22 protein-coding genes and 1 other RNA gene are annotated in these 24,385 nt (G+C 60.8%); 18 read left to right on the top strand and 5 right to left on the bottom strand.

Translation table 11 applies throughout. The features are described 5' to 3' along the window. The first annotated feature begins 32 nt into the window (after positions 1-32). The 13 genes from B7O88_RS13950 to flgL all read left to right on the top strand — a co-directional run bounded on the left by B7O88_RS13950 (position 33) and on the right by flgL (position 13,126). A complete protein-coding gene (locus B7O88_RS13950; protein ID WP_088276704.1) occupies positions 33-980 on the top strand; it encodes a chemotaxis protein CheV in 948 nt (315 codons plus the stop codon). Positions 981-1,013: 33 nt separating this feature from the next. Then, a complete protein-coding gene (locus B7O88_RS13945; protein WP_088276702.1) occupies positions 1,014-1,841 on the top strand; it encodes a CheR family methyltransferase in 828 nt (275 codons plus the stop codon). A gap of 368 nt (positions 1,842-2,209) precedes the next feature. Next, entirely contained in the window at positions 2,210-2,626 is a 417-nt protein-coding gene (gene flgB / locus B7O88_RS13940; RefSeq protein WP_088276700.1) for a flagellar basal body rod protein FlgB, read from the top strand. A 2-nt stretch (positions 2,627-2,628) separates the two neighbouring features. Continuing rightward, the gene (gene flgC / locus B7O88_RS13935; protein ID WP_088276698.1) at positions 2,629-3,069 is read left to right on the top strand and encodes a flagellar basal body rod protein FlgC; all 441 of its coding nucleotides are present in this window, start codon (positions 2,629-2,631) and stop codon (positions 3,067-3,069) included. A gap of 17 nt (positions 3,070-3,086) precedes the next feature. Continuing rightward, the gene (gene flgD, locus B7O88_RS13930) at positions 3,087-3,767 is read left to right on the top strand and encodes a flagellar hook assembly protein FlgD (RefSeq protein WP_088276696.1); all 681 of its coding nucleotides are present in this window, start codon (positions 3,087-3,089) and stop codon (positions 3,765-3,767) included. A gap of 35 nt (positions 3,768-3,802) precedes the next feature. Continuing rightward, positions 3,803-5,200: a flagellar hook protein FlgE gene (locus B7O88_RS13925; RefSeq protein WP_088276694.1), complete on the top strand. Its 1,398-nt coding sequence runs from the start codon at positions 3,803-3,805 to the stop codon at positions 5,198-5,200. Between the two features lie 213 nt (positions 5,201-5,413). Beyond that, positions 5,414-6,154 carry a flagellar basal-body rod protein FlgF gene (gene flgF, locus B7O88_RS13920; protein ID WP_088276692.1) on the top strand — a complete coding sequence of 247 codons (741 nt, stop codon included), beginning with the start codon at positions 5,414-5,416 and terminating at the stop codon, positions 6,152-6,154. Positions 6,155-6,196: 42 nt separating this feature from the next. Then, positions 6,197-6,982 (top strand): flagellar basal-body rod protein FlgG, encoded by a 786-nt coding sequence (gene flgG, locus B7O88_RS13915; RefSeq protein ID WP_088276690.1) that lies wholly within the window; start codon positions 6,197-6,199, stop codon positions 6,980-6,982. A gap of 15 nt (positions 6,983-6,997) precedes the next feature. Further along, a complete protein-coding gene (flgH, locus tag B7O88_RS13910; RefSeq protein WP_088276688.1) occupies positions 6,998-7,675 on the top strand; it encodes a flagellar basal body L-ring protein FlgH in 678 nt (225 codons plus the stop codon). Positions 7,676-7,688: 13 nt separating this feature from the next. Next, positions 7,689-8,789 (top strand): flagellar basal body P-ring protein FlgI, encoded by a 1,101-nt coding sequence (locus tag B7O88_RS13905; RefSeq protein ID WP_088276686.1) that lies wholly within the window; start codon positions 7,689-7,691, stop codon positions 8,787-8,789. Between the two features lie 14 nt (positions 8,790-8,803). Further along, positions 8,804-9,874: a flagellar assembly peptidoglycan hydrolase FlgJ gene (gene flgJ, locus B7O88_RS13900; RefSeq protein WP_088276684.1), complete on the top strand. Its 1,071-nt coding sequence runs from the start codon at positions 8,804-8,806 to the stop codon at positions 9,872-9,874. Between the two features lie 2 nt (positions 9,875-9,876). Next, positions 9,877-11,850, top strand: coding sequence for a flagellar hook-associated protein FlgK (gene flgK, locus B7O88_RS13895; RefSeq protein ID WP_088276682.1), 1,974 nt, complete (start codon positions 9,877-9,879; stop codon positions 11,848-11,850). A gap of 13 nt (positions 11,851-11,863) precedes the next feature. Further along, positions 11,864-13,126 (top strand): flagellar hook-associated protein FlgL, encoded by a 1,263-nt coding sequence (gene flgL, locus B7O88_RS13890; protein ID WP_088276680.1) that lies wholly within the window; start codon positions 11,864-11,866, stop codon positions 13,124-13,126. Here flgL and B7O88_RS13885 read toward each other — a convergent pair. The 4 genes from B7O88_RS13885 to B7O88_RS13870 all read right to left on the bottom strand — a co-directional run bounded on the left by B7O88_RS13885 (position 13,110) and on the right by B7O88_RS13870 (position 18,598). Then, positions 13,110-13,997 carry a LysR family transcriptional regulator gene (locus tag B7O88_RS13885; protein WP_088276678.1) on the bottom strand — a complete coding sequence of 296 codons (888 nt, stop codon included), beginning with the start codon at positions 13,995-13,997 and terminating at the stop codon, positions 13,110-13,112. The genes flgL and B7O88_RS13885 overlap by 17 nt on opposite strands. 21 nt (positions 13,998-14,018) lie before the next feature. Continuing rightward, entirely contained in the window at positions 14,019-14,408 is a 390-nt protein-coding gene (gene cueR, locus B7O88_RS13880; protein ID WP_088276676.1) for a Cu(I)-responsive transcriptional regulator, read from the bottom strand. Continuing rightward, positions 14,405-16,774, bottom strand: coding sequence for a heavy metal translocating P-type ATPase (locus tag B7O88_RS13875; RefSeq protein WP_088276674.1), 2,370 nt, complete (start codon positions 16,772-16,774; stop codon positions 14,405-14,407). The genes cueR and B7O88_RS13875 overlap by 4 nt, the downstream gene beginning before the upstream one ends. Before the next feature lie 81 nt (positions 16,775-16,855). Then, on the bottom strand, positions 16,856-18,598 hold the full coding sequence (locus B7O88_RS13870; RefSeq protein WP_088276672.1) for a potassium/proton antiporter: 1,743 nt from the start codon (positions 18,596-18,598) through the stop codon (positions 16,856-16,858). 111 nt (positions 18,599-18,709) lie between these two features. Here B7O88_RS13870 and B7O88_RS13865 point away from each other — a divergent pair, with 111 nt between their 5' ends. The 5 genes from B7O88_RS13865 (at position 18,710) to B7O88_RS18330 (ending at position 22,595) form a co-directional block, all read left to right on the top strand. Further along, positions 18,710-19,360 (top strand): thiopurine S-methyltransferase, encoded by a 651-nt coding sequence (locus B7O88_RS13865; RefSeq protein WP_088276670.1) that lies wholly within the window; start codon positions 18,710-18,712, stop codon positions 19,358-19,360. Between the two features lie 52 nt (positions 19,361-19,412). After that, on the top strand, positions 19,413-20,342 hold the full coding sequence (locus tag B7O88_RS13860; RefSeq protein WP_088276668.1) for an AEC family transporter: 930 nt from the start codon (positions 19,413-19,415) through the stop codon (positions 20,340-20,342). Between the two features lie 248 nt (positions 20,343-20,590). After that, the gene (locus B7O88_RS13855; RefSeq protein WP_088276666.1) at positions 20,591-22,219 is read left to right on the top strand and encodes a methyl-accepting chemotaxis protein; all 1,629 of its coding nucleotides are present in this window, start codon (positions 20,591-20,593) and stop codon (positions 22,217-22,219) included. 74 nt (positions 22,220-22,293) lie between these two features. Further along, an RNA gene (ffs, locus tag B7O88_RS13850) (signal recognition particle sRNA small type) lies at positions 22,294-22,390 on the top strand. 40 nt (positions 22,391-22,430) lie between these two features. Next, positions 22,431-22,595: a DUF6538 domain-containing protein gene (locus B7O88_RS18330; RefSeq protein WP_412779077.1), complete on the top strand. Its 165-nt coding sequence runs from the start codon at positions 22,431-22,433 to the stop codon at positions 22,593-22,595. Between the two features lie 134 nt (positions 22,596-22,729). Here the strand turns inward: B7O88_RS18330 and B7O88_RS13845 are convergent, their stop codons facing one another. Continuing rightward, complete coding sequence (locus B7O88_RS13845) at positions 22,730-24,385, bottom strand: HAMP domain-containing methyl-accepting chemotaxis protein (RefSeq protein ID WP_160003193.1); 1,656 nt, start codon at positions 24,383-24,385, stop codon at positions 22,730-22,732.

The following is a 24,385-nucleotide window of genomic DNA, read 5'->3' as shown; positions in this document are numbered from 1 at the left end:
GTTTCACCCGATGCAAACATGAGGAGCAGTCCATGGCTGGTGTGATGGATTCAGTCAATCAGCGAACCCAGCTGGTTGGCCAGAACCGACTCGAACTGCTGCTGTTCAGGCTGGCCGGCAACCAGCTGTATGGCATCAACGTTTTCAAGGTCAAGGAAGTGCTGCAATGCCCTCGGCTGACGGCGATGCCCAAGCTGCATCCAGTCGTTCGCGGCGTAGCTCACATCCGTGGCGGCACACTGCCGATCCTCGACCTCAATCGCGCCACCGGCGGCCCCGGGCTGGACAACCTTGATACAGCATTCGTGATCATTACCGAATACAACTACAAGGTGCAGGGCTTTCTGGTGCGTTCGGTCGAGCGCATTGTCAACATGAACTGGTCCGAGATTCATCCGCCGCCAAAGGGTACCGGTCGGGAGCACTATCTGACAGCAGTCACCCGGGTTGATAATCAGATGGTCGAGATTATCGATGTGGAGAAGGTGCTGGCAGAGGTAGTACCCACCAACGAGAAGATTTCCGATGGTGTCATTGATGCGGAGTCCCAGGCCGATGCTGTAGCCCGGACGGTTCTGATCGTGGACGACTCATCGATCGCGCGTAAACAAGTGGCGCGTTGCCTGCAGGAAATCGGTGTCGAGATCGTAGCGCTGAATGACGGTCGCCAGGCACTGGATTGGCTGAAGGCGAGGGCTGATCAGGGTGAGGATGTCAGTCAGTCTCTGCTGATGATGATCTCCGATATCGAGATGCCGGAGATGGATGGCTACACTCTGACTGCTGAAGTGCGTAACGATTCGCGCATGAACAAGCTGCATATCATGCTGCATACGTCGTTGTCGGGGGTGTTTAACCAGGCAATGGTCAGAAAGGTCGGTGCGGACGATTTCCTTGCCAAATTCAAGCCGGATGATCTGGCGCAGCGGGTGATCGAGCGCTTGCGTTCGTTGCGCGGTGACGCTGATGGTCAGGCCTAGCAAGATGGTTTTAACTGAGACAAGGCAGGCTTCGTGACTTTGGCAAATCAGGATTTTCAGCTGTTCCGGGACTTTCTGGAGAAGGCCTGCGGTATTGTGCTGGGCGACAACAAGCAGTATCTGGTGTCCAGCAGGCTTAATCGGCTGCTTGAGCAGGAGGGTATTGCCAACCTCGGCGAGCTGATCAAGCGCATCCAGGCCCAGCCGCGTGGCGGCCTTCGTGAGGCGGTCATCGATGCCATGACCACCAACGAAACCCTCTGGTTTCGTGATGTCTATCCGTTCGAGGTTTTGAAAACCCGGTTGATTCCGGAGTTCATCAAGAGCTCTCCAGGCCAGCGTCTGCGTATCTGGTCCGCTGCCTGTTCCTCGGGTCAGGAGCCCTACTCGTTGAGCATGGCAATCGACGAGTTCGAGCGCAGTAATCTGGGCCAACTGCGTGGTGGTGCCCAGATCGTGGCAACCGATCTCTCCGGTGGCATTCTCAATGCCGCCAAAAAGGCCGAGTACGACAGCCTGTCTGTTGCGCGCGGCCTGTCTCAGGATCGTCTGGCCCGCTATTTCGACCAGCTTGGTCCGGGGCGCTGGGCGGTCAAGCCGGCTATCCGCAATCGTGTCGAGTTCCGAGCACTGAACCTGCTGGACAGCTACTCGATGCTGGGCAAGTTTGACCTTGTCTATTGCCGCAACGTGCTCATCTATTTCTCTGCCGACGTGAAGAAAGACATTCTGCGACGAATTCACGCCACACTTAAGCCGGGCGGATATCTCATGCTCGGGGCCTCCGAGGCGCTGAACGGACTGCCGGAGCTGTACCAGATGGTTCAGTGCAGCCCGGGGATTGTTTACAAGGCTCGTTGAGGGCTGCTTTTTCGGTTGCTCCTGAAAAGCCGGTCATACGTGCGTCTCGTTTCGATAGTCGCTGCGGGTTGTGCTTAGGCCATTGTCCATCAGTGTGCGCCGGCTTGATGCCGCTCTGGCAGAGACGCCGTTGGCTTTACCCTTATACGCAGTACCCTCCCAAGCCGGCATATTTCTGCCGGCGTTTCGTTTGCCGCCCGCCCGCTGAAACCCTTTCGCCTTGCCGTTTGCCGGTAAATCATTGCCGCTTTTCTGGCGCCCGATATTTAAGTGTCTGAAATTTAAGGTATTTATTTTCTGGCACGCTGATTGCTTAGCTGTTTGCAGTGACGTTTTTTGGTCGACGGACCGAAACGAGGAAGGTGGCAATGAGCATCAGTTTCGATAATGCCCTCGGGCTACATGAGCAGGCACTCAAGTTTCGCTCCCAGCGTGCCGAGGTGCTGGCGAACAACATCGCCAACGCCGAGACCCCCAACTACAAGGCGCGGGACCTGGACTTCAATGCGGTCCTGGCTGCCCAGCAGGGCGCCGGTGTGCCTGGCGACGGCCAGAGCATGGCGGTTGAGCGAACCGATGCCGGGCACATGGCGCTGGAAAGTCTGGTCGATCAGGTGGCGGGCCTGCGCTATCGCAATCAGCTGCAGCCGTCGGTTGACGGCAATACCGTCGACTCCGAAGTCGAGAAGGCAGCCTATGCCCAGAATGCCATCGATTTTCAGGCCAGCTTTACCTTTCTCAACAGCAAGTTCAAGGGGCTGATGTCAGCCATCAGAGGAGACTGATCATGTCGCTCGATAAAGTGTTCGATATCGCCGGTTCCGGGATGAGCGCCCAGTCGCTGCGGCTGAACACGGTCGCAAGCAACATCGCCAACGCCGATACCGTCTCCAGCAGCATTGATCAAACCTACCGGGCCAGAAACCCGGTATTTGCCACCATTTTCAACAGTCAGCAGGCGACCGGTGGTTCGTTGTTCAGTCCGGATCAGCAGGCCGGTGACGGTGTAGCGGTGCTTGGCATCGTCGAATCCGATGCCAGTCTTGAGCCGCGTTATGAGCCGGATCATCCGATGGCCAATGAAGACGGCTATGTGTATTACCCGAATGTGAATGTAGTGGAGGAAATGGCCAACATGATGTCTGCCTCGAGGTCCTACCAGACCAATGTGGAGGTCATGAATACCGCCAAGACCATGCTGCAGCGCGTTCTGACGCTGGGTCAGTGAACGGAGATAAGTAGACCATGAGCATCAGTAATGTTTCATCAGGTGCGTCGGCGCTGGATCAGTATCAGCTCGATTCAGACCGCTTCGCGACCGGCAACGAGCTGGGCAAGGATCAGTTTCTTCAACTGCTGGTGGCGCAGATGAACAACCAGGATCCGCTTTCACCCCAGGAAAATGGCGAGTTTATTGCCCAGCTGGCGCAGTTCAGTACGGTCGAGGGGATCGACAACCTCAATGGCTCGATGGAGTCGCTGCTGAGTGGTTACCAGTCATCGCAGGCGTTGCAGGCCTCGTCGATGGTCGGGCGGACGGTGATCGTGCCGACTGACCAGGCGGTAGTGGATACCTCGGCCGGTCTGGAAGGGCAGCTGGCGCTGAGCTCCAGCAGCAGCAACGTGTTCGTCAAGGTCTATGACGAATCCGGCAGCCTTGTGGATACCGTGAACCTGGGTGCACTGGAAGCCGGGATGCACGACTTTACCTGGGACGGCACCGACGGTGCCGGCAACCTGATGGAACCGGGTGTTTACACCTTCGAGGCCATGGCCACCATCAACGGTACCAATACGCAGATGGCGACACTGCTGCCGGCCAATGTGGACAGCGTTTCGCTGGGGGCGGGTAGCGGTGGTGAGATGCTTCTTAATGTGGCCGGGCTGGGCAGTATCAGCTTGTCCAGTGTGTACGCAATTCAATAAGTCGTCCGAACGAAAGTAGGCGAGGAGATAGAACCATGTCTTTCAACATTGGCTTGAGTGGTATCCGGGCGGCGGCCTCCGATCTGAACATTACCGGTAACAACATTGCCAACGCCGGTACCGTCGGTTTCAAAAGCTCGCGTGCCGAGTTCGCGGACGTCTACGCTGCATCGGTGCTCGGTTCAGGCAGCTATGCCACCGGCAGTGGTGTAGCGCTGGCCAACGCGGCTCAGCTGTTCAACCAGGGCAACATCAGCTTCACCGAAAACAGTCTGGATCTGGCAATCAACGGCAACGGCTTCTTTGTGACCAGCAACAACGGTGCGCTCAGCTACACCCGTGCCGGCTACTTCGGTACCGATGCCAACGGCTTTATCGTCAACAACAACGGCGAGAACCTGCAGGGGTTCGGTGTCAACGCAGTGACGGGGCAGATCAACCAGGGCGTGCAGACCAATCTGCGGGTCGATACCCGCTCGGCAGATCCGAACGAGACCAGTGCTGTTGTCACTACGCTGAACCTGAATTCGACGCAAACCCGTCCTGAGGTCTACGTTCAGCAATACGATGCCGCCTACGCGGCGTCGATCGCGACCGCGGCTGATCCGGCCAACCCGACGCCGGCGGAGATCGCTACCGCTGAGGCGGCGGCCCTGGATGCTGCGCGCAGCACCTTCGATCCGACCAACTCGGCGACCTACAACAGCTCTACTTCGGTCAATATCTACGACAGCCTCGGCAATTCGCATGTGATGACCAAATACTTCGTCAAGAACGACGCCAACAGCTGGGATATGTACGTACTGATCGACGGGCGTGATGTCCAGTCCGGTGTCGAGGCGTCCGATCCGGCATTCGACCCGCTGGCAACCACTCGATTTGATGTCGACTTCAACAGTGTCGGCGAATTGACTACCAATCAGCCCTATACCATCGCAGGCTGGGTTCCGCTTGACAGTGAGGGGCAACCCACTGGTGCTACTTCGCCGGTCGATGACCTGACCATTAACCTAACGGGCTCTACCCAGTACGCCTCCAGCTTTGCGGTAACCGCAGTGAGCCAGGACGGCTTCACCACCGGTGAACTGGCCGGGCTGGAAATTGACGACACCGGTCTGCTGGTCGCCCGTTATACCAACGGTCAGACTCGGGTGCAGGGGCAGGTGGTACTGGCTACCTTTGCCAACCAGCAAGGTCTGACGCCGCTTGGCAGTACAGCGTGGGCGCAGTCTTTCTCGTCGGGTGACCCGGTTGTGGGTGCGCCGACCACAGGCACCCTTGGCAGCATTCAGTCGGGCGCGCTGGAGGACTCCAACGTGGATATCTCCGAGCAACTGATCAACCTGATTGTTGCCCAGCGCAACTACCAGGCCAACGCCAAGACCATTCAGACCGAGGATGCGGTAACCCAGACCATCATCAACCTGCGTTAACGTCTCAGCCGCCAGCGGCGGCGTCGGAATGACAGCGGCAATACCGGCAAAAGGATCTGCCGGTATTGCCGCTTTTTTGTTTTATGTTTTTCTATCTTTTTGAAAAATAACGATAAATCCTAATTTTTAAATCTTGGCATGATCCCTGCTTTATCCCTTGTAAGTGAGTAAAAGCGGCAATTACTTGTCGCCCACACGTAAGCGGAGAAGGGCATGGACAAATCGTTGTACATCTCCATGACAGGGGCAAGCCAGAACGCGATGGCGCAGCGTGCGCACGCGAACAATCTGGCCAACCTGACCACCACCGGCTTTCGCCGTGACTTTGAGCAGGCCCGGTCAATGCCGGTATTTGGCGACGGCTACGCGACGCGCGCCTATGCCATGACCGAACGCCCCGGTACCGACATGTCGGCAGGGGTGATGCAGGAAACCGGGCGCGAGCTTGATGTGGCCGTGCAGGGCGAAGGCTGGATTGCCGTGCAGGCAGCTGACGGCACCGAAGCCTATACCCGCGCGGGCAGCCTGAATATTGACGCCTTCGGTGTGCTGCGCACCAGCAGTGGTCTGCCGGTGCTGGGCAACGGCGGTCCGATTGCCATTCCCCCGGCGCAGAAGGTCGAGATCGGGTCGGACGGCACCATCAGTATCCGTGCTCTGGGTGAAGGCCCGGCGGTCATGGCGGAGGTGGATCGTCTGAAGCTGGTCAACCCCGATCCTGCGACGCTTGAGAAGGGCTCAGACGGCCTGATGCGAACCAAAGACGGTCAGCCTCAGGTGGCCGATGGCGTGGTTCAGGTGGCTACCGGCTTCCTGGAAGGCAGCAACGTCAATGCGGTCGAAGAGATGACCGCCATGCTGTCGCTGGCGCGCCAGTTTGAGCTGCACATCAAGATGATGCGGACAGCGGAAGAGAACGCGCAGGCGACCGATCGCATTCTGCAGATGAGTTAATGCAACGGCGTGTCAACTAACTGACACGCGAGGAGAAAGGTGATGCTCCACGCACTTTGGGTCAGCAAGACCGGTCTGTCCGCCCAGGACACCATGTTGTCGACCATTTCCAACAACCTGGCCAACGTATCGACCACCGGCTTCAAGCGTGACCGTGCCGAGTTCGAGGATCTGCTTTATCAGATCAAGCGCCAGCCCGGTGGCCAGAGCACCCAGGATACCCAGCTGCCATCTGGCTTGCAGCTGGGTACCGGTGTGCGAGTGGTGGGCACCCAGAAGATCTTCACCGAAGGTACGCTGCAGACCACCGAGCAGCCGCTGGACATGGCTATCAACGGTCGTGGCTTCTTCCAGATCCTGATGCCCGACGGCAGCATCGGCTATACCCGTGACGGCAGCTTCCACCTGGATGCCGATGGCCAGATCGTGACCTCCAACGGCTTCCCGCTGGAACCGGGGATCGTCCTGCCGGACGACGTGCAGACCTTTACCGTAGGTGAAGACGGCACGGTGAGCATTACCACCTTTGGTAACGCCGGATCACAGCAGATTGGCAATGTGCAGACCGCCGATTTCATCAATCCGGCCGGTCTGCAAGCCATTGGCAACAACCTGTTCCTGGAGACCGCGTCCAGTGGTGCACCGCAGACCGGCAACCCCGGTCAGAACGGCCTGGGCACCGTGTTGCAGAACACCCTGGAGAACTCCAACGTCAGCGTGGTGGAGGAGCTGGTCAACATGATCACCACCCAACGCGCCTACGAAATGAACTCCAAGGTCATTTCCACTGCAGATCAGATGCTGCAGTACATCAGTCAGAACCTCTGACGGGAGCTCGGAATCATGATCCGTTTGGCTAAGTTCTTGATGCTGCTGGTGCCGCTCAGCCTGATTGGTTGCATGCAGGCGCCGCCGATGCGTGACGATCCGGCCTATGCCCCGGTGCTGCCGCGCACGCCGCTGCCGCAGGAGCTCAACAACGGGGCGATCTATCAGCCCGGTTTCGAGATGAGCCTGTATAACGACCGCAAGGCGCACCGGGTCGGCGACATCATTACCATCACCCTGACCGAACGGACGGCGGCGCAGAAATCGGCTGAGAGCGAAATCGACAAGTCCAGTTCGACCACGATTGCCAACCCGACCCTGCTGGGCAATGTGGTCGGTTTCAAAGGTCTGGATCTGGGCGTGAACATGTCGGGTCAACGTGCCTTTGACGGCAGCTCAGACGCTAACCAGAGCAACAGCCTGTCCGGCTCGATTACCGTTACCGTTGCCGAGGTGCTGCCCAATGGCATTCTGGCAGTACGCGGCGAAAAGTGGATCACCCTAAATCAGGGCGACGAGCTGATCCGCATCAGCGGCCTGGTGCGCGCAGACGATGTGGGCCCCGACAACACCGTGCTCTCCACCCGCGTGGCGGATGCACGCATTACCTACTCCGGCAAGGGTGCCTTTGCCGATTCCAATCGCCCGGGCTGGCTGAGCCAGTTCTTCCTCAGCCCGCTGTGGCCGTTCTGACAGGAGCATTGTCATGCGCAGCCTGATTTTCGGTCTTGTTTTGCTGCTCGTCAGCCCGCTGTCGCTGGCCGATCGTCTCAAGGACATCGCCAGTATTGCAGGGGTGCGCAGCAACCAGTTGATCGGCTATGGTCTGGTGGTCGGTCTGGATGGTTCGGGTGACCAGACCAGCCAGACCCCGTTTACCGTGCAGACCTTCCAGAACATGCTCAGCCAGTTCGGTATTACCGTACCGCCGGGCACGCGTATTCAAATGAAAAACGTCGCAGCCGTAGCGATTCATGCTGATCTGCCGCCGTTTTCTCGCCCGGGCCAGACCATTGATGTCACCGTCTCCTCGCTGGGTAACGCCAAGAGTCTGCGCGGCGGTTCCCTGCTGATGACTCCGCTGAAGGGGATCGACGGTCAGGTTTACGCCATTGCCCAGGGCAATCTGGTCGTCGGCGGCTTTGGTGCCGAGGGTGCAGACGGGTCGCGTATCACCGTCAATATTCCCAGCGCGGGCCGCATTCCCAACGGCGCAACCGTTGAGCGTGCTGTGGCCAGCCCGTTTACCTCAGGCGACCATCTGACCTTCAACCTGCACCGCCCAGACTTCACCACCGCCAAGCGCATTGTCGACCGCATCAATGAAACCTTTGGCCCCGATGTCGCGCAGGCGCTGGACGGCGGTTCAGTGCGGGTTCGCGCACCGATCGACCCCAATCAGCGCGTCGATTACATCTCCATGGTCGAGAACCTGACCGTGGAGCAGGGCAACGCGGCGGCCAAGGTCATCATCAACTCGCGCACCGGCACCATTGTTATCGGCCAGGATGTGCGGGTGCAGCCGGCTGCCGTCACCCATGGCGGCCTGACCGTGACCATCAGCGAGAACCCGCAGGTCAGTCAGCCGGACGGCATTCTGTCCGGCGGTCAGACCGTGGTCGCGCCCAGCTCGCAGATCAATATCGAGGAGGGCGACAGCCGCATGTTCGTCTTCCGCCCGGGTGTGTCGCTGGATGAAATCGTGCGTGCGGTCAATCAGGTCGGGGCTGCCCCCGGTGACCTGATGGCCATTCTCGAAGCCCTGAAGCAGGCCGGCGCGTTGAACGCCGATCTGGTCATCATCTGACGGGAGGCAGGCTCATGAACGTCAGCAGCAATATCAGCTACACCGACATCAATACCGTCAACCAGCTGAAATCCGGTGCCAATGCCAACAGCCCGGAGAATGTGCGCAAGGTGGCGCAGCAGTTTGAATCGCTGTTCACCAACATGATGATCAAGAGCATGCGTGACGCCAACGCGGCGTTTGCCGAGGGCAATCCGCTCAATACCCCGCAGACCAAGTTCTATCAGGAAATGTACGACAGCCAGCTATCGGTGCACCTGTCGGAAGGTCGCGGCCTGGGTCTCACCGATGCGCTGGTGCGCCAGCTGTCGCCACAGTCTGCTGCCGGCTCGGAGCGTGAGCAGGGCGCCGCATCCGGGGTCGACCAGTCGGCGTTGCTGGCGCGTCGTCGCCTGCAGGTGTCGGCGGACTACAGCGCCTGGGCAGATCGTCTGGCCCAGGCCGAGCAGACGCAGCGCCCGACCAGCAGCGAGAGTGACAGCTGGCAACCGCTGCGCGGCATCGAGGCGCTGCGTAACGGCCGCTCGACGATGGCGGCAGTCAACCCTGAAGCAGCCCAGCGCACCCGCTTCGCCAACAGTCAGGAATTTGTTGAAACCATGCTGCCGATGGCGGAGAAAGCCGCAGCGCGTCTTGGCGTCGATCCGCACTACCTGGTTGCCCAGGCGGCGCTGGAAACCGGCTGGGGCAAATCGGTCATTCGTCAGTCCGATGGCAGCTCCAGTCATAACCTGTTCGGCATCAAGGCCCATGGCGGCTGGCAGGGCGACAGCGCCAATGTGGCAACGACTGAATACCGTGATGGCGTGCGCACCCGGGAGCGGGCAGATTTTCGCAGCTACGCGTCCTGGGAACAGAGCTTCGAGGACTATGTCAGCTTCCTCGAAAGCAATGGGCGCTACAGCAAGGCTCTGAGCAGCACTGCAAATCCCGACTCCTTCTTCCGTGAGTTGCAGAATGCCGGATATGCCACCGACCCGCAGTACGCGCGCAAGGTGTCGCAGATTGCGCGCCAACTGATCAACAACAGCGATGAGCGCGTTGCTGCCAGCACCCCATCCACTGACTCCAGCAGCAGGGCCTGATCATGGCAGATCTTTTCGGTATCGGACTGACGGGCCTCAGAGCCTCCCAGACCCAGCTGGCGGTGACCGGTCAAAACATCACCAACGTCAACACGCCCGGCTATTCCCGCCAGTCGGCGCTGCAGGCCACCCAGGTACCCAGTTATACCGGTGCCGGCTATATCGGCAACGGCACCAAGGTAGTCGATGTCTCGCGCATCTATAACCAGTTCCTGACCAATCAGGTGCGTACCTCCACCTCGACCAACTCCGAGGTGCAGGCGTTCCAGTCCCAGCTTGAGCAGCTCAATACCCTGGTTTCAAGCAGCGCGACCGGTATTACCCCCGGTCTGCAAAGCTATTTCGATGCCCTGCAGACTGCGATTGAAGATCCGGCCAACCTGCCGGCGCGCCAGCTCGTTCTGTCCGAGGCAGAGGGGCTGGCGTCGCGCTTTAATACGGTCCACAGCAGCCTGAACAGCCAGAACCAGTTCATCAGCCAGCAGATGACCACGCTGGCGGATCAGACCAGTCGCCTGGCGACCTCTATCGCCCAGTACAACGACAGCATTGCCATTGCCTCGGCCAACGGTGCCCAGCCCAATGACCTGCTGGACGCCCGTGACGAGGCGGTGCGCCAGCTCAGCGAGCTGATCGGTATTTCCGTGGTGCAGCAGGACGACAACACCCTGAATATCTTTGTCGGGTCAGGTCAGCCGCTGGTTGTCGGCAAGGAAGCATCCACCCTGGCCGTGCGCAGCGGCAGTGCCGATCCCGGCAGGGTTGAGGTGGTACTCAAAAGTGGCAACTCGGTCCAGGACATTACCAGCCTGGTCAGCGGTGGCGAGCTGGGTGGCTTGCTCAAGTACCGAAACGATGTGCTGGACCCCGCGCTTAATGCCATCGGCCGGCTGGCGCTGTCGATCAGCAGTGAGTTCAACAGTCAGCAGGGGCAGGGCCTGGATCTAAATGGCAATGCCGGTGCCGCCCTGTTCAATGACGTCAACAGCCCGGATCTGGTCGATGGGCGCAGTTATGCCCGTGCCACTAACAGCGACCCGGATGCCAAACTGAGCGTGCGGATCAGCGACACCTCGCAGCTGAGTACCTCCGAGTATGACGTTGTGTTCACCAGCTCGACCCAGTTCACGGTACGCCGGACCTCTGACGACAGTGTGGTCGGCCCGTTTGACTTGACCAGTGTCCCGCCACCGGAGCTGGACGGCTTTACCATCGAGCTGGGTGGTGGCGGTATCGCCGCCGGGGACCGCTTCCTGCTGACACCCACCCGCTTCGCCGCCGCCGGCATGGAAGTGGTGATGGATCAGCCGCAGGAGCTGGCGTTTGCCGCGCCTGCCGTGGTGGACACCAATCTGGATAACCGCGGTACCGCCACCATGAGTCAGCCCACCCTGATCGACGGCCCGGCGCCGATTGATCCGGCTACGCTGCAGGGCTTGCTGCCGATCGAGCTCGGCTACGATGCGGCGAGCGGTGAGCTGCAGGTGAGCAGTGGTACGGCGACGCTCAATCCGTCGCCGCTGGTGATCACGCCCGGTCAGACCAACAGTGTTGAAGTGACGGTAGGTGCCTATACCTTCAGCATGAGCCTCACCGGTACGCCGAAGGATGGCGACAGTTTCAGCCTGAACTTCAATACCGGGGTAGCGGATAATCGCAATGCGCTGGTGATGTCCGAGCTGCAGAGCGCCAAGGTGCTCGGCCAGGCCAACGGCGCCGAGGGGTTTTCCTTTGTTGACGGCTATGGCGACCTGGTCCAGCGGGTGGCTACCTTCACCGCCCAGGCGCGTACGGATGCCGAATCCAGTCAGGCTGTGCTGGTACAGGCCACCAACAACCGTGACTCGGTGTCGGCGGTCAACCTGGATGAGGAAGCGGCCAACCTGATCAAGTTCGAGCAGTACTACAATGCCTCGGCACAGGTCATTCAGGTTGCACGCACGATTTTTGACACCTTGATCAGCAGTATCAGATAACGGGTAGCCTCACATGCGCATCTCAACCATTCAGCAGTTCAACAGCGGCGTGCGTGGTATCTCTGACAATTACAGCAGCGTTACGCGCACCCAGGAACAGATCAGTTCCGGCAAGCGCCTGCTGACGCCAGCGGACGACCCGGTAGCGACCGTTCGGCTGCTGCAACTGAACCAGGAGTCCAACCGCCTGGAGCAATACAGCACCAACATGACGGCGGCGAACAACAGCCTGACCCAAGAGGAGAGTATCCTCAACTCGGTCAACAACGCCCTGCAGCGCGTGCGCGAGATTGCCATCGAAGCGGGCAACGGCTCGCGTAACGACGATGACCGCAAGGCGCTGGCAACCGAGCTGGAGCAGCGCGAGCAGGAGCTGTTCAATCTGTTCAATACCCGCAATGCCCGTGGCGAGTACCTGTTTGGCGGCTTTCAGAGCAGCGAAGCGCCGTTTGTCAAAAATCCGGACGGCACCTACACCTACCAGGGCGATGAGGGCCAGCGCTCGGTGCAGATCGCTGGATCCAAGACCGTGCCAATCAACGACAACGGCAAGGATCTGTTCGTCAACATCGCCAACGTCAACCGGGTCAATACCGAGGCTGCGGCAACCAATACCGGCACCGCGCGCATCTCGCTGGGTACGGTAGAGAACAAGACCGAGTACGACAGCACCTTCTATCCGCAGGGCAGCGTCGGCATTGTGATTGGTGCGGCTGGCGACACCTACGAGATTGTCGACAGCGGTGGCCTGCCGCTGGTGCCGCCGGTGACTGGTGCGCTGGAGCTGGAAGACGACGGCAGTTACAACATCCGTTATGCGGGTGTCTCGGTGAAGCTCGACGGCGATCTGCAGCCCGGTGACAGCTTCACCATCAGCACCGGTGACAGCACTGCAACCAGCACCAATCGGGAGACCCGCGGTGTTCTGGAAACCGTCTCATTGCTGCGCCAGACCCTGGAGAACGGCACCGCGACCACCGACGACAAGTTGCAGCTGCGCGATGTGATTGCGGTCAGTCTGGATAACCTCGACAACGCGATGAACAACGTGCTGAGCGTGCAGACCACCATTGGCGCGCGCATGAACGTGATCGAATCGACCCAGACCGAAAACGAGGAAGTGGCACTGATCAACACCACGGTAACCTCGCAGCTGGAAGATCTGGATTATGCCGAGGCTCTGAGTCGTCTGAGTTTGCAATCGGTGGTGCTTGAGGCCTCACAGCAGAGCTTTGTGAAGGTCAGCAGCCTGAGCCTGTTCAATTTGCTGCGCTAGCCTTCAGCAGCTCGATAAAGGCGTCAGCCGCCGGTGACAGTGGCCCGTGGGCACGGGTCACCAGTCCGAAGCTGGTGCCAGGCATCAGGTCGGGCCAGTCCAGCAGGGTGAGGGTGCCGGCTGCCAGTTCATCCTGCAGGATGTCCAGGCTGCCGATACTCAGCGCATCGCAATGCTGCACCATGCGTTTGAGCACATCGAGGTTGTCGCATTCCAGGCTGATCTGCGGATCCTCACGGGGCAGGGTGCGGCGCAGGTCCTGCAGAATGATGTCGGGTACCCGGAAGCAGGCCAGCGGATACTGCGCAAGCAGTGCCGGGCTGAGGTCGCTGCGTCCAGCCAGCGGATGGCCGGCCCGGCAGAACAGGCGACTGGGCTGCTGCTGCAGCGGGGTTACCTGCAGTAGCGGGTCATCCTGCAGTTCGCGAATGTCGGCGACAAACAGCTCCAGCTCCTCGTCCAGCAACTGTTTGCGCAGTGCGACCCAGTGCTGAACCTCAAGGCGTACCTTGACGCCGGGATAGCGTCGATTGAACTCGCCCAGCACCCGCGGCAGCAGGCCTGCGGCAGGGAAGGGGCCACCGCCCACCAGCAGCTCGCCGGCTTCGAGATCGTTGAACTGACGCAGGGCATTGCGCATGGCGGTGCTGCCGGCGATCAGTCGACGGGCATGTTCCAGCACCAGCTCGCCCTGCGGGGTCAGCTCGACGCCCTTGCCGGAGCGGCTGACCAGCGTGCAGCCCAGGCGCAGTTCCAGGTTCTGAATGCTGCGGCTCAGCGCCGGCTGGCTCAGGCCGATGGCCTCACCGGCGCGGGCAAAACCCTGATATTCGACCAGGGCCACAAAGTGACGCAGCGATTTCAGCTCCATGGCGGCTCCTTGGTGTTCGGCTCAGTCATCGGCCAGCGAGCGAATGATGGGGCAATCCGGGCGGTCATCGCCACTGCAGCAGTCTGCCAGCTCGGCCAAGGTATCATGCATGGCCTGCAGATCACGTATCTTCTCTTCCAGCTCCCGCAGGTGTGCGGCGGTCAGCGCCTTGACCTCGGCGCTGGAGCGCGAGCGATCCTGCCACAGTGTAAGCAGATGGCCGATCTGTTCCATGCTGAAGCCAAGCCGGCGCGCGCGCTGAATAAAGCCCAGCGTGTGCAGGTCGCGCTGGCTGTATTGGCGATAGCCGCCCTCGCTGCGCGGCGGTGCAGGCAGCAGTCCGATTTTCTCGTAATGCCGAATCATCCGCGGGCTGAGCCCGCAGGCCTCGGCGGCCTGGCTGATATTCATGCGTCCTCCGGCTTCCAGCGCTTGAGCAGCAGTGCGTTGCTGACCACACAGACGCTGCTGGCGGCCATCATCGCACCGGCAATCATCGGATTCAGCAGACCCACCGCTGCCAGCGGAATGCCCAGGCAGTTGTAGACGAAGGCCCAGAACAGGTTCTGACGAATCTTGGCGCCGGTCCGGCGTGACAGCGCCAGCGCCATCGGTACCAGCGCCGGATCGCCGCGCATCAGCGTGATGCCGGCGCTGTGCATGGCCACGTCGGTGCCAGTGGACATGGCCATACCTACATCGGCACGGGTCAGCGCCGGGGCATCATTGATGCCGTCACCGATCATGGCGACGATCTTGCCCTGCTGTTGCAGTCGCTCGATTTCACCGACCTTGTCGGCCGGCAGCACATTGCCGCGGGTCTGATCTATGCCCAGCTGACGGCCGATGTGTTCGGCAGCATTCTGGCTGTCGCCACTGATCAGCAGGGTCTCGATGCCCTGGCGCTGGAGCCGGGCGACGGTCTCGGCGGCGTTGTCCTTGAGGCTGTCGGCGAAGGTCAGCATGCCCAGCACCCGGTCATCCTGAGCCAGCCACGACAGGCTGGCCCCGTCTGCCTGCAGAGCCTGCGCCTTATCCATGTAGGCAGACAGATCCAGCCCCTGTTCCTCCATCAGGCGTGCATTACCCAGCCAGGTGGTCAGGCCATTGACCTCGCCGCGGGCCCCGCGTCCGGCCATTACCTGCAGGTCCTGCGCGGCGTCGACGTTAACGCCCTGGTCGGCGGCGTAGTCACAGACCGCTCGGGCCAGCGGATGCTCGGCCTGCTGCTGAATCGCCAGCGCTGCGCGCAGCACCTGATCGGCACTGGCTCCGTCCACAGCTTCGATGTGGGTCAGGCTGGGTTTGCCGCGGGTCAGCGTACCGGTCTTGTCGAATACCACGGCAGTAACCTGGCGAGCCCGTTCGAGCGCTTCGGCGTCGCGGATCAGGATGCCGTGCCGCGCGGCTACCCCGGTACCGACCATAATCGCCGTGGGAGTAGCCAGGCCCAGTGCACAGGGGCAGGCAATGACCAGTACGGCGATGGCATTGAGCAGCGCGGCTTGCGGGCCGATCAGCAGGCTGCCGATGCCCCAGGTCAACAGGGCAATGACAATCACCACCGGCACGAAGACGGCGGCGACCCGGTCTACCAGGCGCTGGATCGGGGCCTTGGAGCTTTGCGCGCTTTCAACCATGCGCACGATCTGCGCCAGCAGGGTGTCCTTGCCGACCGCTTTGGTGCGAATCACCAACAGCCCGTCCTGATTCAGGCTGCCGGCGCGTACCGCATCGCCGGGGCTGCGGTCGACGGGCAGGCTTTCACCGGTCAGCATCGATTCGTCAACGTGGCTGCTGCCCTCGATTACCTCCGCATCGACGGGGATGCGCTCACCGGCCCGGACGACCAGCTGGTCACCCGGAATGATCTGGCTCAATGGCACTTCACGCTCGCCATCGGCATCGCGCAGCCGAGCCACATCCGGACGCAGTGCTGTCAGGGCGCGGATCGCCTCCAGCGTCTGCCCCTTGGCGCGGGTTTCCAGATAGCGCCCGAGCAGGATGAAGGTGACAATGGTCGCCGAGGCTTCGTAGTAGAGGTGAGGCGAGTGGCCGCCGCTGGCGAACAGGTTCCAGCTGCTGAGCAGCCAGCCGGCGCTGGTGCCGAGCACGACCAGCAGGTCCATATTGGCCGTGCGATTGCGCAGCGCATGCCAGGCGCCCTGATAGAAGCGGGCGCCAAAGACAAACTGCACCAGGCTGGCGAGAATCAGCTGCAACCAGCCGGGCAGCATCCAGTGACCGGCGCCAAGCAGGACAGGGATCATGGCCAGCAGCATGGGCGCGGTCAGCAGCGCAGCGCCAATCAGCCAGCGGCGCTCGCTGCGCAGATTCGGGCCGCTGTCGGCGGCGGGTCGTGCGTCATCCAGCCACTGACCGGGATAGCCTGCCTTGCGCAAGGCGCGCAGGATCTCGTCGCTGTCGGTGCCGTCCAGCAGGGTTACGCGGGCCTGCTGACTGGCAAGATTGACCTGGGCCGAGAGCACGCCTTCAACCGCCTGAAGGGCCTGCTCGGCGCGGCGCACGCAGCCGGCACAGGTCAGTCCCTCCAGTTGCAGCTGGGCTTCCTGAGTTCGCACCGGGTAGCCGGCCTGACTCAGCGCCTTCTCGGCGTCGGTCAGGGTGGCAGGCGCATCCAGGCGGATGCGCGCCGTTTCGGCGGCAAGGTTGACGGCGACCTGGTCAATGCCGTCAACATTGGTAAGAGCGGCCTCGACCTTGCCCACGCAGCTTGCGCAATGCATGCCGCTGATATGGAGCGTGAATTCAGTCATGGGGTGACTCCATTACGGTTTGTATGCGGTCAGCTTGAACCCTAACATCATGTCAGAGTCAAGTGCCGTTACCCGCCCCCGTCAAAATCCGAACGGCGGGCTGCCGCCATCGCCCAGCTTCAGACCCACCTTGAGGATCCAGTCGTTGTCCATCGCGGCAACCACCCAGGTGTGACCCTCCCACTCGATCTGATCGCCCACCACTGGATGACCGCCGAACTGGCGGCTGAAAAACGCCGCCAGGCTGAGCTCGCGCATATCCTCCGGGACGGCGAAACCGTAGAACGTGCCAACGTCGCCCAGTGTGGCCTCGCCCTCAAGGATGAAGTCGCCAAAGAAGCTGCGGTTTTCCAGATAGCGTGGCGGTTGCGCCTTGCTGAACAGTTTTGACAGCGCCGGCAGATCGCGCGGCCGCCCCACAACGCAGAGCACATCGCCCAGTGCGAGCTGAGTACTGCCGGTCGGGTGCATCAGATGGTTGCCCCGGAACAGTGCGGCAATGCGTGTCTCGCCGGGCATCTTCAGGTCCCGAAGGGCAACGCCCACGCACCAGTTGGCGTTGTCCAGCTGGTAGATCAGCAGTTCAAAGTCGCCGTCGATGGCGGTATCCAGACTGGTGCGCTGCAGCGGCTCAGGCTGCGGCGGAATCTCTACCTTGCACAGGCGTGCAGCCAGCGGCAGTGAAGACCCCTGCAGCAGCAACGAGACCAGCACCACCACAAAGGCCAGGTTGAACAGCAGCTGCGCCTGCTCGAGCCCCGCCAGCAAGGGAAAAATTGCCAGGATGATCGGCACTGCGCCGCGCAGGCCGACCCAGGCGATAAACAACCGCTCGCGCCAGGAAAACACAAACGGGATCAGGCAGATCATGACCGCAATCGGCCGGGCGATGAAAATCAGGAAGAGCGCAATCAACACCGCCGGCAGGGCGATGATGACCATTTCACTGGGCGTTACCAGCAGACCCAGCATCAGGAACATGCCGATCTGGCTGAGCCAGGCCATACCGTCCTGCACCTGCAGGATATTCTGCAGGTTGCGTACCCGGTTGTTGCCCAGGATCAGCCCGGTCAGATAGATGGCAAGAAAGCCGCTGCCGCCAATCTTGTTGGTCGCGGCAAACACCATGATGGCGCCACTGGTGATCAGCAGCGGATACAGACCGGCTGGCAGCGTCACCCTGTTGACCAGCCAGACCAGGCCGAAGCCGCCGGCCAGCCCGCAGAGAGCGCCGATGCCGAACTGTTCAATCAGCAGCAGGGCGAAAGACCAGCTGAAGCTGGTCTGGCCGCTGGCAAGCATCTCGACCAGGGTAATGGTCAGGAAAATCGCCATCGGATCGTTGGACCCCGACTCGATCTCCAGCGTTGCGCCAACCCGTTGTTTCAGGTTCAACCCCTTGCCCTGCAACAGCGAGAACACCGCAGCGGCGTCGGTGGAGCCGACGATGGCGCCAAGCAGCAGCCCCTGCAGCCAATGGAGCTCCAGCAGCCAGGCGGTCAGCGCACCCGTCAGCGCGGCGCTGATCAGCACGCCGAGGCTGGCCAGGGACACGGCCGGCCAGAGCCCCACCCGGAAGTTTTCCACCCGCGTGCGCATGCCGCCATCGAGCAGAATGATCGCCAATGCCAGACTGCCGATCAGAAACGCGGTGTTGGCATCCTCGAACTGAATACGGCCAATACCGTCCACCCCGGCCAGCATGCCGATGATCAGGAAGATCAGCAGCAGCGGGATGCCCAGACGCGACGACAGCGAACTGGCGAGCACGCTGAAGCAGAGCAGCACGGCACCGATCAGAAAAAGGGTGTTGATATAGTCCATGGGAGCAGCTCGGAGCGGGTGGATGGAACGCGTTCACTATATCGTTTATGGCCCGGAGCGGTAAAAAAATTGCTGTATAGTCAACGCATTGCAACGTAGGGAGAAAGCAGGATGGATGCGGCATTCTGGCATGAGCGCTGGCAGCGCGGGGAAATCGGGTTTCACAAGGCGTCAACCAATCCGCTGCTGCAGCGCTGGTGGCCGCGGCTCGGCGTTGATGCAGAGGCACCGGTTTGGGTGCCATTGTGCGGTAAATCGCTTGATCTGATCTGGTTGCGCAGCCAGGGGCACCCGGTTCGGGGCGTTGAGCTGGCGCGCAGCGCGCTGGAGAGCTTCTCTGACGAGCATGGGCTGGACGTGCAATGGCAAACTGAGGGGGAGTTTGAGGTAGCCGAGGGCGCCGGTTTCACGCTGTATTGCGGCGATGTCTTTGCGCTCCGGCCCGAGCATCTGCAGGGAATCGGTGCAATCTATGACCGCGCGGCGCTGATTGCCCTGCCACCGGAAATGCGTGCGCGTTACGTTGCTCATCAACGCGCGCTGCTGCCCGCGGGCTGGCGCCTGCTGCTGGTGACCCTGGATTATCCGCAGGAGCAGCGCCCCGGGCCGCCTTTCAGCGTGTCCGATGCCGAAGTACGGCAACTCTACGCGGGCTGCAGTATCGAGGTGCTGGAAGAGAAGGATGTGCTGGCCGATCACAAGGTATTTGCCAGCCAGGGCATGCGTTCGCTGACCGAGCGGGTGTATCTGATCGCCGACTAAGCCGTGTCGGGGCTGCTAGACTGCGGCACCGACTGTTCGCTGCGGAGCCCTCATGCTGGCCGCCCTTGCCTTACTCTACAAACTGTTGCCGCTCTATGTGACGGTTGGTCTTGGCTGGCTAGCCGGCCGCTATCTGGATGCCAGTGGCCGGCATATCGCCGGCATCATGATGTATATCGTGACGCCGTCGGTGGTGTTTTCCGGGGTGATGCACGCCCCGTTGTCAGCTGAAGTCATCCTGCTGCCGTTCCTGACCTTCGCGCTATGCAGTCTGACCGGCTGGGCGCATTTGCAGATCGCCAAACGCTGGTTTCCAGGGGCCGGCGCCGACATGATCCCCCTCGCGGTCGGAACCGGTAATACCGGCTATTTTGGTATCCCGGTTGCGCTGCTGCTGTTCGGCGAGCAGGGGCTGGCGATTTATATCGTCTGCATGCTCGGAACCACCCTGTTCGAAAACTCCGTCGGGTTTTATCTGGCTGCGCGCGGGCGCTACGGCATTCGGGACTGTCTGCTGAAGGTGGTACGGCTGCCGTCGCTATATGCCTTCTTTCTGGCGGTCGGCCTCAACAGTGCCGGCCTGCAGATTCCGGATGCATTCGAGCCGCTGTTCGATAACCTGCGCGGTGCCTACAGCGTATTCGGCATGATGATTATCGGTATGAGCATTCTGAGTTTCCGCGGTCTGGCCGGAGACTTGCGCTTTACCGGGCTGGCGCTGCTGGGCAAGTTCGTCAGCTGGCCGTTGCTGGCGCTCGCATTTTGCGCGCTGGATGCCCGTCTGTTTCAGGTCTACGACGTCGCCGTCTATCAGGCGATCATGCTGATCTCCATTACCCCTATTGCCGCCAATACGGTTGTCATAGCCACGCTGCTCGACACCCATCCCGCGCAGGTTGCCGGCACCGCGCTGCTCAGCACGCTGGTCGCACTGCTGTACATTCCGCTGATGAGCGCCTGGCTGTTTACAGGTGCCAACTGAGATCAGTCTAAGACTTCTTTGTAAGCGCCCTGTTTTTTATGAGAAAAACAACTAAAAAGCACTCATGCTTTGGCGCTCATGGTCGATACTCAATTCAGGAAGCAAAAAATTGACGTGTGCGTGACGGCGCGCGTTGGCTGTTGTCGGTGTGATGTTTAATGATCCAAGCCGAGCCTGCCTCCAGGGAGTTATCGCGGACTCGTCCTTTCGAGTCCTGCCTGCCGTGCTGACAAGAGTGAAAAAGAGCCATGCTTAGTGTCTTCCGTGATTTGAGTTTCCGCTGGAAATTGACCCTTCCCATTCTGATTCTGGCCGCGTTGTTCGTCCTCCTTGGCCTGTCCGCGTTCTGGGCTGTCTCCAAGGTTGAGTCGCGTCTGGTACGCGTATCGACCGACCTTTTGCCGCGCAGTTCGGTGGTGCTCGAAGCCGACCGTGACATGTATCAGGCGCTGGCGGCCGAGCGGGCCATTATCGAAGGCGTGAACTCGAGCGGGCTGGATGCCGAACTCACCGAGAACATGCAGCAGGCAAGCGACCGTATTGCGCGTTACGCGGCTGCCACCAAAACGTCGGAAGGGCGTGCGCTGGCGGATGAATTTGCCCGGGCGTTTGCTGTCTGGAAGGCCACCTCGCTCGAAAACGTCCGCCTGGCTCGATCCGGTAATGCGGACAAGGCCCGTGATATCAGCTACGGCCAGGGCTATGAGCAGTTCACCCGCGCGCGTGAGCTGATCAACAAGATGACCGAGCTGATCAACCAGCAGGCTGAAGCGGAAGCGGCTGAAGCTGAAGCGGACGTCGCCGCAAGCCATGCTCGGGTGACGGTGGTGCTGGCCATCGGTGCCGTCGTGTGCTTTCTGATGATCGTATTTTTTCCCGGCCTGATTACCAACCCGTTACGTGAGCTGCTGCAGCGCATTCGCGACATTGCAGACGGCGAGGGCGACCTGACCCGCCGCGTGGTGGTGCACTCCAATGACGAATTGGGCCAGCTGAGCAAGGCATTCAACGCCTTTCTGGAGCAATTGCAGGGGCTGATACGCGACGTTGCCGAATCGACCCTGCAGGTAGCCTCGGCTGCCGAGCAGATGAGTGCAATTGCCGAGGGGCAGGAGAAACTGGTCAACGAGCAGTATATGGCGGTCGATCAGGTCAGTACCGCTGCGACGGAAATGAGCGCTGCCATCCACGAGGTTGCCGACAACGCGCATAGTACTGCTGATGCCGCCCGTGAGGCAGACCGTCAGGGACACTCAGCGTCCGATGTGGTGTCAGCCACCATGAACGATCTGCGACGCCTGGCTGCCGATGTTGAAGAGGCTGCTGGTGTGATCAACAATCTGGAGCAGGACACCGACAAGATTGGCGGCGTGCTCAGTGTGATCGAGGGTATTGCCGAGCAGACCAACCTGCTGGCGCTTAACGCAGCCATCGAGGCCGCCCGCGCCGGCGAGCAGGGCCGCGGTTTTGCGGTGGTGGCCGACGAGGTCCGTGCACTGGCGGCGCGTACCCAGGATTCCACCCGTGATATCCAGCAAATGATCCAGAAGCTGCAGAGCGGCACCGGACAGGCTGTTGCCGTCATGCAACGTGGTGCCCAGCTGGCGGCGCAAAGCGTCGAGAAGGCCGGTACTACCGAATCATCGCTGAACGAGACCTCTGCCTCCGTCATGCGCATCAACGACATGGCGGCGCAGATCGCTGCCGCTTGCGAGGAGCAGAGCCAGACAACTGAAGACATTGCCCGCAACATCAGCGGCATTCGTGATCTGTCCAACCAGTCTGCGCAGTCGTCTCAGGAAAGTCGCGATGCCAGTAACGTGCTCGCACGCCTGGCTGCCAACCTGCAGCAACAGGTTGGTCGCTTCAAAACCTGATATTCGGGTTGTAACTTGAGCATAAGCCGTTACAATAGCGCGGCCTGAGCAAGCTCAGGTCGCTATGGTGGCCCCACCGGTCCCCTCGCAATGATCAGCCGTGAACCCGGTCAGGCCCGGAAGGGAGCAGCCGCAGCGGTCATATCGTGTGCCGGGGTGTGGCTGGTGGGGTTGCCTCCAACCTCTTGATTTATAAGGCTTTTTCCGTTTCTTGTGCGGGTGGTACAAGAGGTGGTACCTGCAGGCCTTACCCTCCTATATCCAGCTTTCCCGTCACGCTGTCTTCTACTGCCGTGTTGCGGTGCCGCAATCGTTGCGTCCGGTCATTGGCAGGCGCGAGATTCGTCGTTCGCTCAATACCCTCTGTCGTCATTAAGCCTTAAACGCAGTCATGCCCGTTACCCGCCAAGCGAAGGGTATCGACGGTTTTATGCTGAGGCTGGTCATTCAGGTGAGTTGCACAGGACAGCGCCGGACCTTGAGCGTCCGGCGTTGCCCTGATGCGGTGGATCAGACGCGGAAGCGTCCGATCAGCTGTTGCAGGTCGCTGGCCAGACGTGCCAGCTCTTCGCTGGTGGCTGCGCTCTGCTCCGACGCCGTGCTGGTTTGCCGTGCAATGTCACTGACATTGGTAATGTTGCGATTGATCTCTTCCGCGACCGATGACTGTTCTTCCGCGGCCGACGCAATTTGCACGTTGAGGTCATTGATGCGGGTCACGGCGTCGGTGATCGCCAGCAGGCGATCGCTCGCCAGGCCAACAGCATCTACCCCTTGTCTGGCCTTGTCGCGGCTGATCTGCATTACGCTGACGGCCTCGCCAGTGCCTTCCTGCAGGCGGGTGATCATTTGCTGGATTTCGGATGCGGACTTCTGGGTACGCGAGGCCAGCGCTCGGACCTCGTCGGCCACCACCGCAAAGCCGCGGCCCTGCTCGCCGGCGCGGGCGGCCTCGATGGCTGCGTTAAGCGCCAGCAGATTGGTCTGCTCTGCGACGCCCTGAATCACCGTCAGCACCGAGCTGATGCTGTCGCTTTCCTGTTCCAGTCGCTGGATAACCTGGGCGGCGCGTTCCACTTCCTCTGCCAGCGATTGAATGGCATCGATGGTGCGGGTGGCCAGCTGGCGGCCCTGCTGGGCTTCCTGTTCGGCCTGATGTGACGCATCAGCGGCCTCGGCAGCGTTGCGCGCCACGTCCTGTACTGTGGTGGTCATCTCGTGCATTGCGGCCGCTACCTGCTCGACTTCATGCTGCTGCTGGCGCACGCCGCTGCCGGTTTGCACGCTGATTGCCGAAGTTTCCTCGGCCGCAGCGGCAAGTTGGCCACTGGAGCCGGCCACCTGGTTGATGGTGTTCTGGAAGCGTTCTGCCATGCGGTCGAAGGCCTGGCTGATGCGTCCCAGCTCATCGGTTCTGCGGTCGTTGGCGCGGCTGGTCAGGTCGCCGTCGGCGAGCCGGGTGCTGGCCAGCTCCAGTCGGGTGACGGAAGCGCTGATACCGTGAATGATGCTCCAGGACATCAGCAGCAGTGCGGTGAGGGCGACCAGGGTAGTGATAGCCGCGATTATCAGCGTGTTCTGATAGCTGGTTTCGGCGTTCTGGTACTCCTGCTCGGCGATGGCGCTCTGCAGCTCGAGCAACTGCGCGAGTGTGCCGGTCAATTTGTTGGCCTCCGGCCGCAGCGTGGTCAGCAATATTTGGTTGGCTGCGGCAAAGTCCGCTTGCCTCAGGGCCGTTAGGGCAGGCATTACACCCTGGGTCAGCATGCGCCCAAGCTGCGCATCGACGGTGTCACTGAGCTGCTTTTCCTCTACCGTGAGCTCGGTTGCGAGGTAGGCTCTCCAGTCGTTCCTGATCAGGCTTACCTCTCCGTCGACTTCATCCAAATGCTGGTCCAGCGGATGCTGGTGACTGCTGAGAAGGGGATGGCTGGGGTTATGCTGAGCTGACAGCAGCAGTTCTACCTGAATGGTTTGTATGGCCTGCTCAAGGCGTCCCAGTTGGCCGGTAGGTATCAGGCGATCGTGGTAGACCGTTTTGAGGGACCGGGCTGCGTTGCTGAGTGCGTTTACCGAAACGATGCTCAGTATGATCAGTAGAATCAGGGCAAATGCGCTGAGGATGACAAGGCGTAGCTTGATGGACAGATTACTCAGGGCCGACAT

Source organism: Halopseudomonas aestusnigri (assembly GCF_002197985.1).
Classification (GTDB): Bacteria; Pseudomonadota; Gammaproteobacteria; order Pseudomonadales; family Pseudomonadaceae; genus Halopseudomonas; species Halopseudomonas aestusnigri.
This window is presented reverse-complemented; position numbering and strand designations above follow the sequence as displayed.